Below are 18,314 nucleotides of genomic sequence, written 5' to 3'. Positions count from 1 at the left end.
CGGACGCTGTCTCGCCGGAGCCCGGCTACTGCCCAGTCTATCCATCAAAGCGACACCGTAAAATATGACGACTATATCAATAATAAGGAGTGATCATGCTTGCCCTGTCTATTTTGCTCGCCATAGCGCTGACGGTTTTTTTGCTGTTTGTGGCGCCGGTGTGGCTGTGGTTGCACTATAACAGCCGTCGCCGGCAGGGGTCGCTTATCCAGGCGGAGGACGCCAAACGCCTGGAGCGTCTGACAGAAGAGGCGCAACGCATGCAAGGACGAATCCGCGCATTGGAAGATATCCTTGATGCCCAGCATCCCGGTTGGAGACAATAGCATGAACGCTCGCGCGAACGGGGTTTACCGCGGCAAGCGACTGTACCGCCGGCCGGACGAGGGGATGATCCGGGGGGTATGCGCCGGAGTGGCGTGTTATCTGGATGTCCCGGTGCGGCTGGTGCGCATTATTACCGTCCTGTCGATGATTTTCGGTCTGTTTATGCCGACGGTGCTGGTTTATCTGGCGCTGGCCTGGTGGCTTGAGCCGGCGCCGGGCGACACGCCGACGCCGTCGCGGATGACGGCCGGACAACAACTGGATATGCTGGAGGGGCGACTGCGGGAAGATGAGCGGCAATTGCGCCAAATTGAGCGCTACGTCACCTCCGATGCCTTTGGCCTCAGAAACCGCTTTCGGCAGTTATAACGCCATATTCTTGTGATGGGACCCTGGAATGGATGCTCTTAGCCAATGGGTGAATCGCGGGCTGGATCGCCATCTTCGGCTCGCGGTTACCGGATTAAGCCGCAGCGGTAAAACCGCATTTATCACCTCGCTGGTCAATCAATTGCTCATGGCGCGCGACGGCGCGCGCTTGCCGCTGTTCTCGGCGGTCCGGGAGGGGCGCTTGCTGGGCGCCCGCCGGGTGCCGCAACGCCATCTCGGCTTATCGCGGTTCGCTTATGACGAGGGGCTGGCCGCTTTGCACGGACGCCCCCCGGCCTGGCCATCGCCGACGCAGGGAGTCAGCGAGATGCAACTGGCCTTGCGTTTCCGGCCGCGGGACGCCTTGTGGCGCCATTTCAGGGAAACCGGCACGCTGTTTCTGGAAATCGTCGATTATCCTGGAGAATGGCTGCTGGATTTACCGATGCTGGCGTTGGATTACGCGGGCTGGTCCGAACAGATGTCCGCGCTGTTAAAAGGCGATCGCATTGCCTGGGCCGAGCCATGGTTGTCCGGCTGCGCCGCGCTCGATCCGCTGGCGCCGGCCGACGAACGGCAACTGGCGCGGATCGCCGCCGACTATACCCGTTACCTGCTGCGCTGCAAACAGCACGGGTGGTATTTCATTCAGCCGGGGCGTTTTATTTTGCCCGGCGAGTTGGCCGATGCGCCAGCGCTGCAATTTTTCCCCTGGCCGATAAAAGGCGATACGCCGATACCGCACCTGGCCCAGGCGTCGAAAACCACCAATATCGGCATGCTGCGCGAGCGATACCGGTATTATTGCCGGCATGTGGTGGGCGGATTCTATAAAAACCACTTTGCCGGTTTTGATCGCCAAATTGTGCTGGTGGACTGCCTGCAGGCCCTCAATAGCGGCCCGCAGGCCTTTGACGACATGCGATATACCCTGGGAAAACTGATGGAAAGTTTTCACTATGGTAAACGGACGCTGTATCGGCGGCTGTTCGCGCCCCGCATTGATAAATTGCTCTTCGCCGCCACCAAAGCCGATCATATCACCGCCGATCAGCACGCCAATCTGGTGGCGCTGCTGCAAAATGTCATTCGACAAGCCTGGGCCAACGCCGCCTTTGATGGCGTCGCCATGGATTGCCTCGGGCTGGCCTCGGTACAGGCCACCCGGGGGGGCACGGTACAGGCGGACGGGCAGGCCGTGCCGGCCCTCACCGGCATTGGCCTTGAAGATCATCAGCCGCTGACCTGCTATCCCGGGGAAGTGCCTTCCCGTCTGCCGGAAGCGGCGTTTTGGCTCAGGCAGGGTTTTCGCTTCGCGCAGTTCCGGCCGCGGGAAATGAATCCCGACGAGGCCGTGCCGCATATTCGGATGGATAGCGCGATGGAATTTTTACTGGGGGATAAATTGCGATGAACGATCCCATACGGCCGCGTATCGATTTCACGCCGGACAGCGAGCCGCAACAGCCGTCGCTGCGCGGGGCGAAGTCCTTCGCGGCGGAGCAGGCGGCGCTTTTCCAGCCGCTGCCGGACGACGCCCCTGACGCGCCCCCCGAACAGTGGCTGGATACGGCGCTGCGCCCCCGGCCGCGTCCATGGCGGCGTCTGCTGATGGCCGCCGCCGCGCTGTTTCTCGTCAGCGCACTGGCGCAGGGCGCGCTGTGGTTCGTCCGGGCCTGGCAGCAGCAGGAATGGTTCGCGCTGGGCGGCCTGGCGGCCGGCGCCATGGCGGCGTTGGCCGGTATCGGTTCGCTGGCGGGGGAATGGCGGCGCCTGTATCGTTTGCGGCAACGGGCGCAAGAGCGCGATCACGCCGGCGAACTGTTGCACAGCCACGGTCTTGGCCGTGGGCGGGATTTTTGCCTGCAACTGGCCGCCCGTGCCGGATTCGAGCTACAGCACCCGGTACTGAAACCCTGGCTGGCCGCTTTGCAGGATACCCATAGCGACCGGGAAATCGTCATTCTCTACGCAAAAATGGTCCAGCCGCTCATCGATCGTCGGGCCAGACGGGAAATCAGCCGGTACGCGGCGGAATCCGCCCTACTGATCGCCGTCAGTCCGCTGGCGGTGGTGGATATGGGTTTCATCGCCTGGCGTAATTTACGGTTAATCAATCGCATCGCGGCGGTATACGGTATTGAAATCGGTTACTTCAGCCGTATCCGTCTGCTACGGCTGGTGATGCTGAATATCGCTTTCGCCGGGGTCGGCGAATGGGTGAGGGAGGTGGGTATGGATTGGATGTCGCAGGATTTGGCCGCGCGGTTATCGGCCCGGGCCGCTCAGGGTATGGGGGCCGGTTTGTTAACGGCTCGGCTGGGGGTTAAGGCCATGGAGCTTTGCCGTCCCCTGCCGTGGCTGGATGATGACAAGCCGCGCCTGGGGGATTACCGGCGCGAGTTGCTCGAACGATTGAAATCCCTGCTGGAACAACCTAACGCCTCCCCGCGCCGCGAGGGTTAAAAAGACTTTCCATCTGTCAACTTTTTGTGACGGACAGCTTCATCCCGGCCGTGTCGCAACGTATGATAGCCTATGGTCTGCCTTAATCGGTTAAGAGGCGCGAGATGCGTTTGGAAGTCATATGCCAGGACCGGCCCGGTCTGGTGAGGGAGTTGCTGGATTTGCTGGCCGCGCGGCACAGCGACTTGCGCGGTATCGACCTGGATCCCGCCGGCCGGGTTTATCTTAATTTCATTTTTCGCGAAGCGGGGGATTTTCCCGCGTTGATGGCCGACATCCGCCTCATCCCTGGCGTAGCCGATGTGCGGACCGTGGCGTTCATGCCTTGCGAACGGCGGCATCGCGCCCTGGAAGCGCTGCTGGCCGCCATACCGGAACCGGTATTGTCCATTGATGGCAAAGGGCGGGTGGAACTGGCCAATCAGGCGGCGTGCGACCTCTTCAATCTGACGGAGGAGACCCTGAGCCATCAACCCGTCGCCGGGCTGATAAGCGGGTTCAACGCCGCCCGTTGGCTGGAAGGGGAGCGGCCGGCTTTCCACCACCAGCGCCTTTTGTTGCAGGGACAGGACTATTTCCTGGAAATCACGCCCCTTGAACTGGCGGATGACGCGGGCAATCCCGCGGCGGCCGGCGGGGTGATCATGCTTAAATCCGCCGTGCGCATGGGCCGGCAATTACAGGAGGTCAATCCGAACGACGATCGGGAATTTGGTCATATCATCGCCGCCAGCGCCAAAATGCGCCAGGTGGTGGAGAAAGCGCGCAAGCTGGCCATGCTCGACGCGCCGTTGCTGATTATGGGTGAAACCGGCACCGGTAAGGATTTGCTGGCCCATGCCTGCCATTTGCGCAGCGCCCGGGGTAAACGGCCCTTTCTGGCGCTTAATTGCGCCGCGCTGCCGGATGATGTGGCGGAAAGCGAATTGTTCGGCCATGCCGCCGGCGCTTACCCCAATGCGCTGGAAAGCAAAAAGGGGTTTTTCGAACAGGCGGGGGGCGGTTCGGTGTTGCTTGACGAGATAGGCGAAATGTCGCCCAGAATGCAGGCCAAGCTGCTGCGTTTTCTCAATGACGGCACATTCCGGCGGGTGGGCGAGGATCAAGAGATGCATGTGGATGTGCGGGTTTACTGCGCGACCCAGAAGAATTTGCTGGAATTGGTCCGTCATGGCCAGTTTCGCGAGGATTTGTATTACCGCCTCAACGTCCTGACCCTTGAGCTGCCGCCGCTTCGCGACCGGCCGGACGATATCATGCCGCTGGCGTCGCTGTTTATCGCGCAGTTTTGCGACGAGCAGGGGGTGCCCAGACCCAGGCCGACGCCGGCGCTGACGGCCATGCTTGTCCAGTACGCTTGGCCCGGCAACGTCCGGCAACTCAAGAATATCATCTATCGCGCCATGGCGCAGTCGGAAGGCCGGGTCCTGGATACGGGCGACATCGAGCTGCCGGAGCTTTCCTCCACGGCCGCCGTCGTCGAGCAGTCGTTGGACGGATCCCTTGACGATATCAGTAAGCGCTTCGAGCGATCGGTACTGACCCGGCTCTACCAGGCTTATCCCAGCACGCGCAAGCTGGCTAAAAGGTTAGGCGTATCCCACACCGCCATTGCCAATAAGCTGCGTGAATACGGCCTGAACGCGCGAAAATCCGGCGAGGACGAGGAAGGTTGAGCCGACGGCCGGTCAGACGCCGCGTCTGGCCGCCGTCCAGATGTCCTCGTAGGGGGGCTCGTCGATAATGTCATCCGCCATGTGGCTGTATATCACCCGGTCATGTTCGTCTAGAACGAGGCTTGCCCTGGCGGTTAAACCCTTAAGCGGCCCGTCGAGGATATCCACGCCATAAGCGCTTTTGAAATGTGCGTCGCGCAGAGTCGACAGGGTCACGACACGGTGAAGGCCCTGCGCGCCGCAAAAGCGGGATTGGGCGAACGGCAAATCGGCCGAAATGCATAGCACCACGGTTTCGGCCAGACATGCGGCCATCTCATCAAATCGTCGCACCGTCGCCGCACAAATGGCGGTATCAATGCTGGGGAAGATATTCATCACCTTGCGTTTGCCCGCATGGTTGTTTAACGTAATATCCGATAAATCCTTGGCGACCAATGAAAAGTCTCTGGCCGTTTGCCCGCGTCGCGGCAACGTATCCGCTACCCTGAACGGCTTACCCTGAAAATAGACTGTCCTTGACATGCTGGGGTCCTTGTTTGGTCTGACTCCAGGGGAGTGTAAAAGATGCCGAAAAACGGTGACAGCCATTATTTATCAATAATAACTTTCTAATTTAATTAGCTTTAATGCGCCGGCTCGTTCTGACCGGCATGCGCCGAGGACCCTTTAATGAGAGTGACGCGTTTTTATGCCGAAGCCTGGCCGTTGCATACCCCGTTCGTGATTTCACGCGGCAGCCGCACCGAGGCCAGAGTTGTGGTGGCGGAGGTGGAGCAGGACGGCATGCTCGGGGTGGGAGAATGCACGCCTTATCCCCGCTATGGCGAGAGCGAACAATCCGTACTGGCGCAGCTCGCCGCCGCGGCGCCTTCCGTGGAGCGGGGGGCCGATCGCCAGGCATTGCAACAATTGTTGCCGCCCGGAGCGGCGCGTAACGCGCTGGACTGCGCGTTATGGGATTTGGAACGCCGTCTCGCCGGTCGGACGCTGGCGGAATACGCCGGCGTTGCGCTGCCGACACAGGTCGCGATGGCGCAAACGCTCAGTATCGGCGAGCCGGAGGCCATGGCCGAGGCCGCGGCGAGTTATTGGCAGCGGGGCGCGCGCCTGCTCAAGATCAAGCTGGATGACCGGTTGATCACCGAGCGCATGGTGGCGATCCGCGCCGCCGTGCCTGACGCCGACCTGATTGTCGACGCCAACGAGGCCTGGCATCCGGAGGGGCTGGCCGCCCGCTGCCAGTTGCTGGCGGATCTCGGGGTCGCGATGCTTGAACAGCCGCTTCCGGCGGATCAGGATACCGCTCTGCAACACTTCGTCCATCCGCTGCCCGTTTGCGCCGACGAAAGCTGCCACACCCGGCGTCAGTTGCCTGCCCTAAAGGACAGCTACGAAATGGTCAATATCAAACTGGACAAAACCGGCGGCCTGACGGAAGCTTTGTTGCTGGCGCGCCAGGCGCAGGAACAAGGCTTCGGCATCATGCTCGGCTGCATGCTTTGCACTTCACGGGCCATACGCGCCGCATTGCCCCTTGTCCCGGCGGCGCGTTTCGTTGACCTCGACGGGCCGACCTGGCTGAAGTCGGATGCCGAACCGCGATTAAATTTCGGTTGCGGCGCCATCGACTTATCTTCGGACCAAACAGGTTAAGGCAGGTAGGTCAATAGCGCCGCCAGAGCGGACAGATGCGTTTGGGTGGCGCTGTCCGGCGAGATCGCGGGCAGCTCGACGGTAATGCACGGTAAGGCGTTATCGGCGCACCAACTGCCGAAGGAGCCCGGCGTGGCGTAGCCGACGTCATCCACCAGGGGCAGCGCCAGCCGTTGCGCCAGCCACTGGGCGAGCGGCGATCTTTCCCGCTGTTCGACGCAAGCCAGCGGCTCGTGAAAAGAAACCGCCCAGGCCGGCGCCAGATGATGTATCAATCGGCACAAGGCGCGGGTCTCCGGCTCGGAACCCGGACCGGCGCCGGCGGATAGCGCCACGTCCCGCGCCTCGCTTTCACCGCTCCAGCGGTAATGCGTATCCCCCGGCCGCCAGTTGTTGGCCGGGAAGTTGCGGTTCAGGTCGACGCCGTTGGCGTTGGCCCGTAATCCCAACTGGCAGCCGTCCGGATTGACCGCCAGGATGAGATGATGGCGGCTCGGCTCGGCGCCGAGCGCGCGCAAAGCGCAGGACAACGCCACAACGCTTGCGGTTTCGTCGCCGTGGGTGCCGGCGATAATCAATCCGCTGTCGCGGGAGGCGTATGCCGCGGGGAAAAACAGTAATGGCGCCCCCAGGACAGATTGTCCGTAGGCTGTGCCCGCAAAAGGCAGTTTGCCGCGCTCGGCGCGCGGCTTGAGAAAGGCCATAAAGACTCGCTTGGTCGCCGTGGTGCCGCAAGGTGACATTTACGGGGCGTTTCTGCCGTAGGGCAACCTGCGGCCGTGTCGATTTGCCGTAACGCGAACCCGGCGACGAAAAATAACATTGGGATACAGATACTATCATGGTATATCCGTCCTGCTTCAAGTCGTCTCTGGGTTGACGGCGTTATGTCGCATTTTTTAAGGCGTCTCGCCCGTGGGATGGGGCGTTGGCTAACCGATGATTATGGTAAGGATAAGCTTATGACGGGGTTGAAATACGCGCTTTGCGCTTCGCTGATGTTGGCGGTCTGCGGCTTTGCCCAGTCCGCCACGGTACCGCCGGGCGCACAACTGGCCCAGCAGCAGCATATCGTCCGGCATATTAAGGATGAACCCGCCTCGCTCGACCCCATTCAGGCGGTCGGTTTGCCCGAGGCCCAGGTTATCCGCGATGTGTTCGAAGGACTGGTCAACGAAGACCCGCATGGCCGGCCCGTCCCCGGCGTGGCGTTAAGCTGGCAGACCAACGACAATCGAACCTATGTCTTTCATCTGCGGCATGATGCCCGCTGGTCCAATGGTGACCCTGTCACCGCAGAGGATTTCGTGTATAGCTGGCGCCGGCTGGCGGATCCGAAAAACCATTCCACCTTTGCCTGGTTCGCCGAACTGGCCGGTTTGGCCAACGCCGGCGATATCATCGCCGGCAAGCTGCCCCCCGATCGGCTGGGGGTCAGCGCTCCCGATGACTACACATTGAAAGTGACGTTGGACAAACCGGTGCCATATTTCGCCAGCCTGGCCGCCAATTTCAGCCTTTATCCGGTTCACCGAGCCACGGTGGAGAAATACGGCGACGCCTGGACCAAGGTCGGTAATCTTGTGGGCAATGGCGCTTTCCAATTGCAACAGCGGGTGGTGAATGAAAAACTGGTGCTCACGCCCAATCCCTATTATTGGGACCATCGTCATACCGTACTGACCCAGGTGACGTTTGTGCCCATCAACCAGGAAAGCGCCGCCCTGAACCGTTATTTGGCCAATGGTATCGATATCACCGAATCTTTTCCGAAAAACCGTTATCAGCAACTGATGCGGGATATTCCCGGCCAGGTTTATACCCCTGATCAACTGGGCACCTATTATTATGCGTTCAATACCCGGCGCCCGCCCACCAGCGATGTACGGGTCCGCAAAGCGCTGTCTTACGCCATCGACCGGCGGATTATCGCCGAAAAAGTGCTGGGTACCGGGGAGAAACCGGCTTGGCATTTCACGCCGGATGTGACCGCCGGTTTCAAGCCGACTCCCAGCTATCTGCAACAACATTCCCAGGGGGAACTGGATGCCCAGGCAAAAGTGCTGATGGCCGCGGCGGGCTACGGTCCGCAAAAACCGCTAACGCTGACTTTGCTGTATAACACCTCGGAAATCCACGAAAAAATCGCTATCGCCATTGCTTCTATGTGGAAGAAAAAACTTGGCGTCAACGTCAAGTTGGTCAATCAGGAGTGGAAAACCTATATCGATAGCCGCAATACCGGCAACTTCGATGTGGTGCGCGCGTCCTGGGTCGGCGACTACAACGAGCCATCCACCTTCCTGACCCTGTTGACCTCGGCTCATAGCGGCAATATCGCCAAATTCTCCGACCCGCAATATGACCGGTTGCTGGAGCAAGCCAGCCGACAAACCAACCCGACTCGACTGGAGGAGGATTACAATCAGGCGGAAACCCTTCTGGCCGAACAGGCGCCCATCGCGCCGCTCTATCAATATACCAACGGCCGGTTAATCAAGCCTTGGGTCAAGGGTTACCCCATCACTAACCCCGAAGACGTCGCCTACAGTCAGACCCTGTATATACTCAAACACTGAGAGCCGAGGGGAGCCGGATGCCGCCAATCCCCGAGGAAACGGCGCTATCGCCTAAACTGCCCTATAATTGAATAGGTTATCCGGCGGTTTCCGGTGGTGAGCGGGTTCTGCGGGCCCGTTACGCGGATATCCCACCGATAATGGGAAAATAAACCAAAACGATGGGACGGAGTATGGAGCAGGTGATGAGCTGTGTCGCCTATCGGGCGGGCAAATTGCTGGGCGACGTGGCTATCGATGATATCAGTGAGACGCTAAAGCAGCCCGAGACGTTTGTCTGGCTGGATTTGCGGCAAACCGATGCCAAGGTCCTGGGCAGGATTCAACAGGAATTCGGTTTGCACGAGCTGGCGATCGAAGATGCCCTGGCCGCGCGTCAGCGGCCGAAAATCGACGCCTATGGCGATTCGCTGTTCGTTGTGGTGAAAACGGTGCGGCTGGCGGACGGGGACGTCCGGCGTGGCGAAATGCATGCGTTCGTTGGTGAACGGTATATCATCACCGTCCGGCACGATCTGTCGGGCGATAAGGACGCCATCCGCCAGCGGGCAGAGGAAAACCGGGACATGCTGGCCCGCGGGCCGGGATTTGCCCTGTATCTCATTCTGGATGTTGTGGTGGATAATTATCTGGAAATCATTAATCAGTACCAGACACAATTTGAAGCCATCGAATCACGCCTGTTCAAGTCGGAATTCGATCCCCGGGCGATGGAGCAGGTCTATCATTTGCGCCGCAATTTGCTGTCGATGCACAATGCCGTCATTCCCCTGGACGATATCTGTGGCCAATTGATTCATCTGCATGTAAAAATCATCCCCAAGGAACTGCGCGCCTACATCCGCGATATCCAGGATCATGCCCGCCAGGTCCTTACCCTGACCGACGATATGCGTGAAATGCTGACCAATGCCATGCACGTCAATCTCGCCCTGGTATCGGTCAAGCAAAATGAGGTGGTGAAAAAGCTGGCCGGTTGGGGCGCCATACTCGCCATCCCGACCGTCATCTTCAGTTTGTATGGAATGAATTTCGCCGTTATGCCCGAGTTGAAAATCCCCTGGGGGTATCCCGCGGTATTGCTGGTGACCGTGATAGGCTGCGTGGGGCTTTACCGAAAGCTTAAGCGAGCGCAGTGGCTTTAGGGCCGGCGACAGCCCTGGTTTTTCGCGGGCAACGCGCCGTTAAGCCTTGCGAACTGTGTTTTCCCGGGTAAAAAAGGTGAACCAGATTGAATGTGATTGATCATGACGCTCTACATATCAACGGCGTTCTCTATGCCGGGCAGTTGGACGGCGCCGGCGGCATATTGCCCATTGAGGCGGCGGATATCGTGCGCTGCGAAAACCCCTGCTGGCTGCACCTTGATATTGAACACCAGGCCAGTATGGCGTGGCTGGACAGCACGCCGCTTATCCCCGACCCGGTACGGGAATCCCTGGCCGGCAACAGTGTGCGACCGCGGGTTCACCGCTTGCCCGAAGGGGCTTTGATCATTTTACGCAGTATTAATTTCAATACCGATGAATCGCCGGAAGAACTCATCGTGCTGCGTATTTATATTTCCGCGAAATTGATTGTCACCACCCGGCGCCAGCCGATCCAGGCGGTGGAGGAACTGCGCGGCGAACTGCAAATGAAGCAGGGGCCCGTTGATAGCGGAACCTGGCTGGTGGAGATGTGCGATACGCTGACCGATCATACCGGCGATTTTATCGATGAAATGCACGATAAAATCATCGCCCTGGAAAACGATCTGCTGGAACAGCAGATCCCTCCCCGCCGGGAACTGGCGCAATTGCGCAAACAACTTATCGTCCTGCGCCGGTATATGGCGCCGCAGCGCGATGTCTTCTCCCGCTTGGCCAGCGAACATTTGCCCTGGATGGACGAAGACAACCGGCGGCGCATGCAGGATATCGCCGACCGGTTGGGCAGGGGAATTGAAGATATCGACGGCGGCATCGCGCGTACCGCCGTCATTGCCGATGAAATCAATGGACTGACCGCCGAGGCCATCAATCGTCGCAGCTATACCATGTCGCTGTTGGCCATGATTTTTCTGCCCACCACCTTTCTGACCGGTTTGTTCGGCGTCAATCTAGGCGGCATTCCGGGCGGCAATATGCGCTATGGCTTTAGCGTATTCTGTGTGCTGCTGGTGGGATTGATTATTGCTGTTGCCTGGTGGTTAAAACATCGTAAATGGTTATAACATCGAGATATTTCGGCTATTTCACGGCGAAAAAACCGGAAAAAAGCCATCAAAATTGAGCAATGTCAAAAAACATCATGGCACGATGGGGCATTATCAATCGTGCAGGTGAATGCAACGTCAAGCGATGGGCGTTGCGCTCCATATTGTCTTACTTCCTTTTTTTGAATTATTGCATAGCATATTTAATTCACATAATGCCGGGTTTATGACCTGGCATTTTTTTTGTCTCGCCGCGCCTTTGCGCGTCGAACGCAAGACGTTATGCCCCATGAGACGGATTTCGCTCCGACGTCCGGCAATTTGTCCAGACGGCGATCGGCCGCTATTCTTAAATCATACCAAGGAAAGACCGCTTCGCAAGGATTGGGCCGCCAGGTTTGAACAGGCATGGCGATGCGCGATGAGGCCAATAGACCATTACGAGGTGGATAGTATGTTCCTGACGTCAAAACCCGCCGGCCATGACCGATTGTGCCGGTATCGATTGAGCATCCCTACCGAACCGATTCCCAATGAACCCATTCCCACCGACCCTCCGCCCATCCCGGATCCGCTGCCGGCGCCGCCCATCGAACCGCCGATGGAACCCAACCCCAGGCCCATAAAGGATCCGCCGCCGCATAGAATGCTGACGGCCTGAACGCGGATCGTTGCCGGCGCGGCCCCCCCATCAATGACCCCGCACCATGGCGGGGGCGTTGATCGCGTGTTACGGAATTTCGACGACCGGCAGCCTTTGGCCGGCGGGATAAGATAGGGCATCCGGCTCGTCGTCCTCCCAGGCGGAGGGCCCGGCGGGGAACGGTTGCCGATCAAACGCCATATCGCCGCCGTCGATGACGCCGCCGTCTTTCGTTAGCCCCTGGAAATCGAATAACCGGTTGTCGGCCAGGTGGGAGGGCACCACGTTTCGCATTGACCGGAACAGGGTCTCGATTCGTCCCGGATAACGTTTATCCCAGTCGCGCAGCATGTCCCCCACCACTTGCCGTTGCAAATTCGGCTGCGAACCGCACAAATTGCACGGGATAATGGGAAACGCCCGCGCCTGGGCATAGCGGACGATATCCTTTTCCCGGCAATAGGCCAGCGGGCGGATGACGATATGCCGGCCGTCGTCGCTCATCAGCTTGGGCGGCATGGCCTTGAGCTTGCCGCCATAAAACATGTTCAGAAACAGCGTTTGCAGCATATCGTCCCGATGATGCCCCAGCGCGATTTTGGTGGCGCCCAGTTCGCCGGCGGTACGGTACAGGATACCCCGCCGCAGGCGGGAACAGAGCGAGCAGGTGGTTTTGCCCTCGGGAATCTTCTCCTTAACGATGGAATACGTATTTTCCTCAACGATAAGGTATTCGATGTCCAGGGACGACAGGTAAGCGGGCAGAACGTCTCCGGGAAAACCAGGCTGTTTCTGATCGAGGTTGACCGCTATGAGCGTGAAGCGCACCGGCGCGCTCCGTTGCAGACTGCGCAGGATATCCAGCAGGGTATAACTGTCTTTGCCCCCCGACAGACACACCATCACTCTGTCGCCTTCTTCAATCATATTGAAATCGGCGATAGCCTGGCCCACCTGGCGGCGCAGGCGCTTTTGCAGTTTATTGAAGTTATAGGTCTGTTTTTCAACCACGGTCGTTAAGCCTTACAGAAAGGACACCCGCGCCGCCCGCGAGAATAGGGGAACGCCGGGCGACAAATGCTGGCGATTATACCGGTTTGGGCGCCGTTAGTCCGCAAAATCCTCCGCCAGTATGTCATTGATGGCCGCGACGGCCTCATCGCCATGTTTAATATGAGAAAGACGCAGGCGCCGGGACGGGCTGAACCGACTGCTGATGTCAATGCCATGGGAATGGGTCAGCCAGCCGAACGGTTCGGTAAGCCCGGCGGCTTCATCGATTTCCAGCCAGGTCATGCCTTTTTTCCGCCGGCGCCAAGACAGCGGACCGCCGTCCAACCACACGCCTTCCGGGTCGAAGAAAAACCGGAAGCGCCGGCGCGCGGCGATATCATAAATCACTTTGACAATGCCGATAAACAAGATCCCATAGCCGCCCAGGATAATATCGGCCGTTTTGGCCGACTGGGAAACCAGCAGGCCAAGAGCGCTGAGTACGGCGAACAACACCAGCGGGCGGACATAGGCCGCCCAGGACAAAAAGAACTGCCGACGCGCCGGGCGATACGGGCGATCGATGTCGTCATGATTATCCATTATCCCACCCTGATTAACCGTCCGCGGCAATGATAACGCCTTCCCCGACGAGTGGAAAGTCCCGCCGCCGCCGATGCCCGGGTCAAAAAAAACGGCGGTATCGTCTACCGCCGTTGTGCATTCGGGCCGGGATCAATCCGCTGATTCCGCTTTACCCGCCAGTCGCGCCAAAAACGCATACTTGTCTTTAAGTTGCTGCTCCGCCGTTTGGTAAAGGGTCTCGGCCACCTCCGGCTGCTGACTGTTTAACCGGCGAAAGCGCTGCTCGTTTAGGAGCGTCGCGCCAAGTTCGCTGCCAGGCGGGCGCGAATCCAGCGACAATGGCAATTTGCCTTCCTCGGCGCGTCTCGGGTCGTACCGGTATAGCGGCCAGAAACCGGTGGCGGTGAGCTGCCGCATTTGTTCATGGCTTAACGCCAGGTCGTAACCGTGTTCCTCGCAGGGGCTATAGGCGATGATAAGCGAGGGGCCAGGATACGCTTCGGCTTCCTGAATGGCTTTTACCGTCTGGTTGAGCTGCGCGCCCAGGGAAATTTGCGCGACATAGACATGGCCGTACATCATCATGCTTACGCCCAGGTCTTTGCGGGCTTTCCGTTTGCCCTGCTCGCCGAATTTGGTCACCGCCCCGAGCGGCGTCGCTTTGGATTGCTGACCGCCGGTATTGGAGTAGCACTGGGTATCCAGCACCAGTACATTGATGTTTTCCGTTAAGCTCAGCACATGGTCCAGCCCGCCAAAACCGATGTCGTAGGCCCAGCCGTCGCCGCCGATAAGCCAGATGGACTTGTCCACCAGATAATCGGCGTCGGCCGCCAATTGCCGGCAGTCGGCGTCATCGCGGCCGTTTAGCCGGTCGCGGAGTTCGTCGATTTGCCGTCGCCGCTCCGGTACGGCGACGCGCTGATCCTGCAAACCGTCGAACAACTCGGCCGGCAGCCAGTCCCGTTGCCGCTCAAGCAGTCGCAGGACGCGCCGGCGATGACTATCCACCGTCAGCCGAAAGCCCAGACCGAATTCGGCGTTATCTTCAAACAGGGAATTCGCCCAGGCCGGTCCCCGGCCCTCGGCATTGACGGTATAAGGCGTGGTGGGCAAATTGCCGCCATAAATGGACGAGCAACCGGTGGCATTGGCGATAAGCAGCCGATCCCCATATAACTGGGTCAACAGTTTGATATAGGGCGTTTCGCCGCAGCCCGAACAGGCGCCGGAATATTCAAACAGCGGCGTAATCAGCTGCGAGGTGCGGATATCGATTCGTTCCAGGTCGGTGGGCGCCATCTCCGGTAAGTTAAGGAAGAAATCATAATGCCGCTTTTCTTCTTCCACATGCGTCAACCGCGAGGCCATATTGATGGCCTTGATGTCCGGATCCTGGCGATCCTTGGCCGGGCAGACCTCGACGCACAAATTACAGCCTGTGCAGTCTTCCGGCGCCACCTGCAACACATATTTCCGGCCGCGCATATCCCGCGACTTCACTTCCAGCGACGCCAGCCCGTCAGGGGCGTCCGCCATGGCTTCAGGGGCGACGACCTTGGCCCGGATGGCGGCGTGGGGGCAGGCGGCGACGCAATGATTACATTGGGTACACAATTCCGCTTTCCACAACGGTATCCGTTCGGCGATATTCCGTTTTTCCCAGCGGGTCGTGCCTACCGGCCAGGTTCCGTCCGGCGGCAGAGCCGATACCGGCAGCGCATCGCCCAAGCCCGAAAGCATGGCCGCCGTCACGGTCTTCACAAAATCCGGGGCCGCGTCGGAAACCACCGGCGGACGCATCGGACTCTGCGTGTTCACCGTTTGCAGCGGCACCGCATGCAACGCTTCACGGGTTGCCGCCAATGCCCGCCAGTTGCGTTCCACCACGTCCTGCCCTTTGCTGGCGTAACTGCGGGAAATGGCCGTTTGCAATGCCGCCAGCGCAGCGTCCGGCGGCAAAATTCCGGTCAGTTGGAAAAAGGCCATCTGCATCACGGTGTTTATGCGCGCGCCCAACCGGCATTCGCGGGCGATTTGCGCCGCATTGATAATATAAAACCGTGCCTGCTGACGCCTGAGCAACGCCTGAACTTCCTGGGGCAGGCGGGCCCATACCTCGTCAACGCTGTAAGGGGTATTGAGCAGGAAAATACCCCCTGTCCGCAACCGTTCCACCATGTGGTATTTATCGACGAACTGCATCTGGTGGCAGCCGATGAAATCAGCGCGACTGATAAGATAGGCCGAATTAATAGGATTTTCGCTGACCCGTAAGTGGGATACCGTCAGACCGCCGGCTTTTTTCGAATCGTAGACGAAATAACCCTGGGCGAACAGCGCGGTGCTGTTGCCAATGATTTTGATGTTGTTTTTAGTGGCGGAGACGGTTCCGTCGCTGCCCAGTCCGTAAAACAGCGCTTCCAGTTTGGCGCGGTGCGGCAAATCGGCCTCTGGCAACGGCAGGGACAATTGGGTGACGTCATCGTAAATGCCGACGGTAAAGCGCGGTCTCGGCCGCGGCAAAGCCAGCTCGCTGAAGATGGCCAGCACGCAGGCGGGATCGAATTCCTTCGACGACAAGCCATAGCGGCCGCCAATGGTGCGCGGCAACCGATCCCGCCGGCCCTGGTTATAGGCTTCCGCCAAGGCGGTGGTGACATCAAGATACAGGGGTTCGGCCAGCGCGCCGGGTTCCTTGGTGCGATCCAATACCGCGATGCCGCCTACGCTCTCGGGAATGGCCGCCAGTAAATGCTCGGCCGAGAACGGCCGGTAGAGCCGAACCTTCACCATACCGACTTTTTCGCCGCGCGAGAGCAGGGTGTCGATGACCTCCTCGGCGGTGCCCATGGCCGACCCCATCAGGACAATGACCCGTTCCGCCTGCGGATGGCCGTAATATTCGAAAGGCTGATAGTGTCGGCCGGTCGCTTCGGCAAACGCCGCCATGGCGTCGGCGACATGGCCGTAGGCCTGATCATACCAGGGATTGGTGGCTTCCCTGGACTGGAAATAGGTATCCGGATTGGCGGAAGTGCCGCGAATCGCCGGATGATCCGGAGTCAATGCCCGCCGCCGGTGCGCATCGATGGCCGACTGGGGGAGCAGGCGTCTTAGGGTGTCATCGCCCAATGGCGCAATTTTGTTAATTTCGTGGGACGTCCGGAAACCATCGAAAAAATGAATAAAGGGTAACCGGCTTTGTAGACTGGCTATTTGCGCGATCAGCGCGAAATCCTGCGCTTCCTGGACATTGCCGGCGCACAGCATCGCGCAGCCGGTCTGGCGAACCGCCATGACATCGGAATGATCGCCGAAAATGGACAAGGCATGGGTGGCCACGGTTCGGGCCGCCACATGTAAAACAAAAGGCGTTAGTTGTCCCGCCAGCTTATACAGCGTCGGGATCATCAGCAGCAATCCCTGGGAGGACGTAAACGATGTGGCCAAAGCGCCGGTTTGCAGCGCGCCATGCACCGTGGCGATAGCGCCGCCTTCGGATTGCATCTCCACCACCCGCGGTATGTCGCCCCAAAGATTGGGCGTGCCGGCCTCAGACCAGGCCGAGGCTTGCTCGGCCATAGTGGAGCTGGGGGTGATGGGATAAATCGCGATGACTTCATTGACACGGTAGGCCACCGAGGCGACTGCGTTATTACCGTCTGTGGTGATCATGTTTTACCTTATTTGCTCGGGAATGATAGCCGTAAAAATCATCGGGTTATCATAATTGGCGTCCAGTATAACAGTAGAAACGGCAGGGCATTTTTGCTTTTGTGCGACGAAGGGACTAACCACGGCCAGTTGCTCCGCGGTTTGAATGGCTGGCGTTAAAGTGGAGCCTTCATAAAAAACACCCTACAGGAAGATAAAATGTATAGCCTATCGAAAATCACACCGGCGTTTTGCCATGAGGCGTCGCGGCCGGGGTCCGCCGAGACGCGCACGGTGTTCGTCCATCGCGGCATCCTGCCAATCGCCAAGATGCATAACGAACCTGTCTGCGGGTTATCTGTCGGCTCGGCGCAAAACCGGTTGGCGGTGCCGGCCCGGCCAACCGGGATGGCATATCATGCCGACGGCCAGGCGCCGTTGGCCAATGCTTCCGGGCCGTCCGCGCGGCGTCACGCTGACGCGCGGTTCAAGCCATATACCCTCTGCGGACGGCTGGCGGCCCCGGCGACGTGCCATGCCGGCGACACGGGCGAAAATGCGGATGCCGATCTGTTCGCCCTGGCCCGGCGCGAGGCGGCCGGATTGGTCAATTGCCGTTTTATCGCCGGGAAATACGGTATTACGGATCCGGCCAAGATGCTGGCGCTGCACCAAGCCTCCCTGCAAACCGGCGCTATCGGCAAAGTGCTGGCCGAAGGCGGCAATTGCCGAGATATCATTCAAAGCCATGGCATCGATAACCCCGCCATGCAACGACTCATGCAAGCGTTCATGATGACGTTCCACTGTTTACCGGCCATTGCCAAAGGCGTGTCGGCGACGGAAGTGATAATAAAGCACGGTATCTACCATAAGCAGGAGCAAAGGCGCTTATATATTGTCGCCAAGGCATATCGGGCCGCAAAGGCGGCCAGGGGCGGTCTTGTCCCGCCCAAGGTGCCCAAGGTGATCGATTTGCTGAATCTGGGCTTCCATCCCGTCCAATAGGCAAGGAAATAGCGGTGGTATCCGTTGGCGCGCGGTCTTTCCGGGCGGTCATTCGCCGCGTTTCACGCCGCCTGTCCGCTGGCGGCATTCGCCCTCGCGGGCCGCAAAATGGGTCCCGTGCCTGGTGGCCGAGCCGGCTTTGGTGGGCGCGATGTGTT

General features: G+C 59.3%; 16 protein-coding genes. 11 read left to right on the top strand and 5 right to left on the bottom strand.

What is annotated here, in order from left to right; genetic code table 11:
- Positions 1–95 precede the first annotated feature (95 nt).
- The 5 genes from pspB to tyrR all read left to right on the top strand — a co-directional run bounded on the left by pspB (position 96) and on the right by tyrR (position 4,838).
- Positions 96–326, top strand: coding sequence for an envelope stress response membrane protein PspB (gene pspB, locus FCN80_RS02790; RefSeq protein ID WP_230492456.1), 231 nt, complete (start codon positions 96–98; stop codon positions 324–326).
- A 1-nt stretch (position 327) separates the two neighbouring features.
- Positions 328–696, top strand: coding sequence for an envelope stress response membrane protein PspC (pspC, locus tag FCN80_RS02785; RefSeq protein WP_136988368.1), 369 nt, complete (start codon positions 328–330; stop codon positions 694–696).
- A gap of 28 nt (positions 697–724) precedes the next feature.
- The gene (locus FCN80_RS02780) at positions 725–2,110 is read left to right on the top strand and encodes a YcjX family GTP-binding protein (RefSeq protein WP_136988367.1); all 1,386 of its coding nucleotides are present in this window, start codon (positions 725–727) and stop codon (positions 2,108–2,110) included.
- Complete coding sequence (locus tag FCN80_RS02775) at positions 2,107–3,162, top strand: TIGR01620 family protein (protein ID WP_136988366.1); 1,056 nt, start codon at positions 2,107–2,109, stop codon at positions 3,160–3,162. The genes FCN80_RS02780 and FCN80_RS02775 overlap by 4 nt, the downstream gene beginning before the upstream one ends.
- Positions 3,163–3,266: 104 nt before the next feature.
- Complete coding sequence (gene tyrR / locus FCN80_RS02770) at positions 3,267–4,838, top strand: transcriptional regulator TyrR (RefSeq protein ID WP_136988365.1); 1,572 nt, start codon at positions 3,267–3,269, stop codon at positions 4,836–4,838.
- Between the two features lie 12 nt (positions 4,839–4,850).
- Here tyrR and tpx read toward each other — a convergent pair whose 3' ends face one another.
- Positions 4,851–5,363 carry a thiol peroxidase gene (gene tpx, locus FCN80_RS02765; protein WP_136988364.1) on the bottom strand — a complete coding sequence of 171 codons (513 nt, stop codon included), beginning with the start codon at positions 5,361–5,363 and terminating at the stop codon, positions 4,851–4,853.
- A 147-nt stretch (positions 5,364–5,510) separates the two neighbouring features.
- On the opposite strand from tpx, the gene ycjG reads away from it, so the two are divergent.
- On the top strand, positions 5,511–6,494 hold the full coding sequence (gene ycjG / locus FCN80_RS02760; protein ID WP_136988363.1) for an L-Ala-D/L-Glu epimerase: 984 nt from the start codon (positions 5,511–5,513) through the stop codon (positions 6,492–6,494).
- On the opposite strand, the gene mpaA is transcribed toward ycjG, so the two are convergent.
- Positions 6,491–7,198: a murein tripeptide amidase MpaA gene (gene mpaA, locus FCN80_RS02755; protein WP_136988362.1), complete on the bottom strand. Its 708-nt coding sequence runs from the start codon at positions 7,196–7,198 to the stop codon at positions 6,491–6,493. The two genes, ycjG and mpaA, sit on opposite strands and share 4 nt — an antisense overlap.
- A gap of 258 nt (positions 7,199–7,456) precedes the next feature.
- Between mpaA and FCN80_RS02750 the strand changes: the two genes are divergently transcribed.
- The 4 genes from FCN80_RS02750 to FCN80_RS02735 all read left to right on the top strand — a co-directional run bounded on the left by FCN80_RS02750 (position 7,457) and on the right by FCN80_RS02735 (position 11,931).
- Positions 7,457–9,073, top strand: a complete 1,617-nt coding sequence (locus FCN80_RS02750; protein WP_136988361.1) for a peptide ABC transporter substrate-binding protein — start codon at positions 7,457–7,459, stop codon at positions 9,071–9,073.
- Positions 9,074–9,258: 185 nt separating this feature from the next.
- A complete protein-coding gene (gene corA, locus FCN80_RS02745; protein WP_230492455.1) occupies positions 9,259–10,218 on the top strand; it encodes a magnesium/cobalt transporter CorA in 960 nt (319 codons plus the stop codon).
- A gap of 92 nt (positions 10,219–10,310) precedes the next feature.
- The gene (gene zntB, locus FCN80_RS02740; protein WP_230492473.1) at positions 10,311–11,288 is read left to right on the top strand and encodes a zinc transporter ZntB; all 978 of its coding nucleotides are present in this window, start codon (positions 10,311–10,313) and stop codon (positions 11,286–11,288) included.
- Positions 11,289–11,724: 436 nt separating this feature from the next.
- Positions 11,725–11,931 carry a hypothetical protein gene (locus FCN80_RS02735; RefSeq protein WP_136988358.1) on the top strand — a complete coding sequence of 69 codons (207 nt, stop codon included), beginning with the start codon at positions 11,725–11,727 and terminating at the stop codon, positions 11,929–11,931.
- A gap of 69 nt (positions 11,932–12,000) precedes the next feature.
- On the opposite strand, the gene ttcA is transcribed toward FCN80_RS02735, so the two are convergent.
- The 3 genes from ttcA to nifJ form a co-directional block, all read right to left on the bottom strand.
- Positions 12,001–12,924 (bottom strand): tRNA 2-thiocytidine(32) synthetase TtcA, encoded by a 924-nt coding sequence (gene ttcA / locus FCN80_RS02730; protein ID WP_136988357.1) that lies wholly within the window; start codon positions 12,922–12,924, stop codon positions 12,001–12,003.
- Between the two features lie 96 nt (positions 12,925–13,020).
- The gene (locus tag FCN80_RS02725; RefSeq protein WP_136988356.1) at positions 13,021–13,509 is read right to left on the bottom strand and encodes a hypothetical protein; all 489 of its coding nucleotides are present in this window, start codon (positions 13,507–13,509) and stop codon (positions 13,021–13,023) included.
- A 132-nt stretch (positions 13,510–13,641) separates the two neighbouring features.
- Positions 13,642–17,169 (bottom strand): pyruvate:ferredoxin (flavodoxin) oxidoreductase, encoded by a 3,528-nt coding sequence (gene nifJ / locus FCN80_RS02720; protein ID WP_136988355.1) that lies wholly within the window; start codon positions 17,167–17,169, stop codon positions 13,642–13,644.
- A 198-nt stretch (positions 17,170–17,367) separates the two neighbouring features.
- On the opposite strand from nifJ, the gene FCN80_RS02715 reads away from it, so the two are divergent.
- A complete protein-coding gene (locus tag FCN80_RS02715; protein ID WP_136988354.1) occupies positions 17,368–18,156 on the top strand; it encodes a hypothetical protein in 789 nt (262 codons plus the stop codon).
- Positions 18,157–18,314: the final 158 nt, after the last annotated feature.

This window comes from Martelella alba, from assembly GCF_005217455.1.
Taxonomy (GTDB): domain Bacteria; phylum Pseudomonadota; class Gammaproteobacteria; order Enterobacterales; family Enterobacteriaceae; genus Acerihabitans.
This window is presented reverse-complemented; position numbering and strand designations above follow the sequence as displayed.

What these genes read in the sequence shown, in the direction of transcription:
- FCN80_RS02775 (WP_136988366.1), top strand. Translation starts at nt 2,107, where the DNA reads ATGAACGATCCCATACGGCCGCGTATCGATTTCACGCCGGACAGCGAG.
- FCN80_RS02735 (WP_136988358.1), top strand. Translation starts at nt 11,725, where the DNA reads ATGTTCCTGACGTCAAAACCCGCCGGCCATGACCGATTGTGCCGGTAT.
- tpx (WP_136988364.1), bottom strand. Translation starts at nt 5,363, where the DNA reads ATGTCAAGGACAGTCTATTTTCAGGGTAAGCCGTTCAGGGTAGCGGAT.
- corA (WP_230492455.1), top strand. Translation starts at nt 9,259, where the DNA reads ATGAGCTGTGTCGCCTATCGGGCGGGCAAATTGCTGGGCGACGTGGCT.
- FCN80_RS02750 (WP_136988361.1), top strand. Translation starts at nt 7,457, where the DNA reads ATGACGGGGTTGAAATACGCGCTTTGCGCTTCGCTGATGTTGGCGGTC.
- FCN80_RS02715 (WP_136988354.1), top strand. Translation starts at nt 17,368, where the DNA reads ATGTATAGCCTATCGAAAATCACACCGGCGTTTTGCCATGAGGCGTCG.
- pspB (WP_230492456.1), top strand. Translation starts at nt 96, where the DNA reads ATGCTTGCCCTGTCTATTTTGCTCGCCATAGCGCTGACGGTTTTTTTG.
- nifJ (WP_136988355.1), bottom strand. Translation starts at nt 17,169, where the DNA reads ATGATCACCACAGACGGTAATAACGCAGTCGCCTCGGTGGCCTACCGT.
- pspC (WP_136988368.1), top strand. Translation starts at nt 328, where the DNA reads ATGAACGCTCGCGCGAACGGGGTTTACCGCGGCAAGCGACTGTACCGC.
- tyrR (WP_136988365.1), top strand. Translation starts at nt 3,267, where the DNA reads ATGCGTTTGGAAGTCATATGCCAGGACCGGCCCGGTCTGGTGAGGGAG.
- mpaA (WP_136988362.1), bottom strand. Translation starts at nt 7,198, where the DNA reads ATGGCCTTTCTCAAGCCGCGCGCCGAGCGCGGCAAACTGCCTTTTGCG.
- FCN80_RS02725 (WP_136988356.1), bottom strand. Translation starts at nt 13,509, where the DNA reads ATGGATAATCATGACGACATCGATCGCCCGTATCGCCCGGCGCGTCGG.
- FCN80_RS02780 (WP_136988367.1), top strand. Translation starts at nt 725, where the DNA reads ATGGATGCTCTTAGCCAATGGGTGAATCGCGGGCTGGATCGCCATCTT.
- ycjG (WP_136988363.1), top strand. Translation starts at nt 5,511, where the DNA reads ATGAGAGTGACGCGTTTTTATGCCGAAGCCTGGCCGTTGCATACCCCG.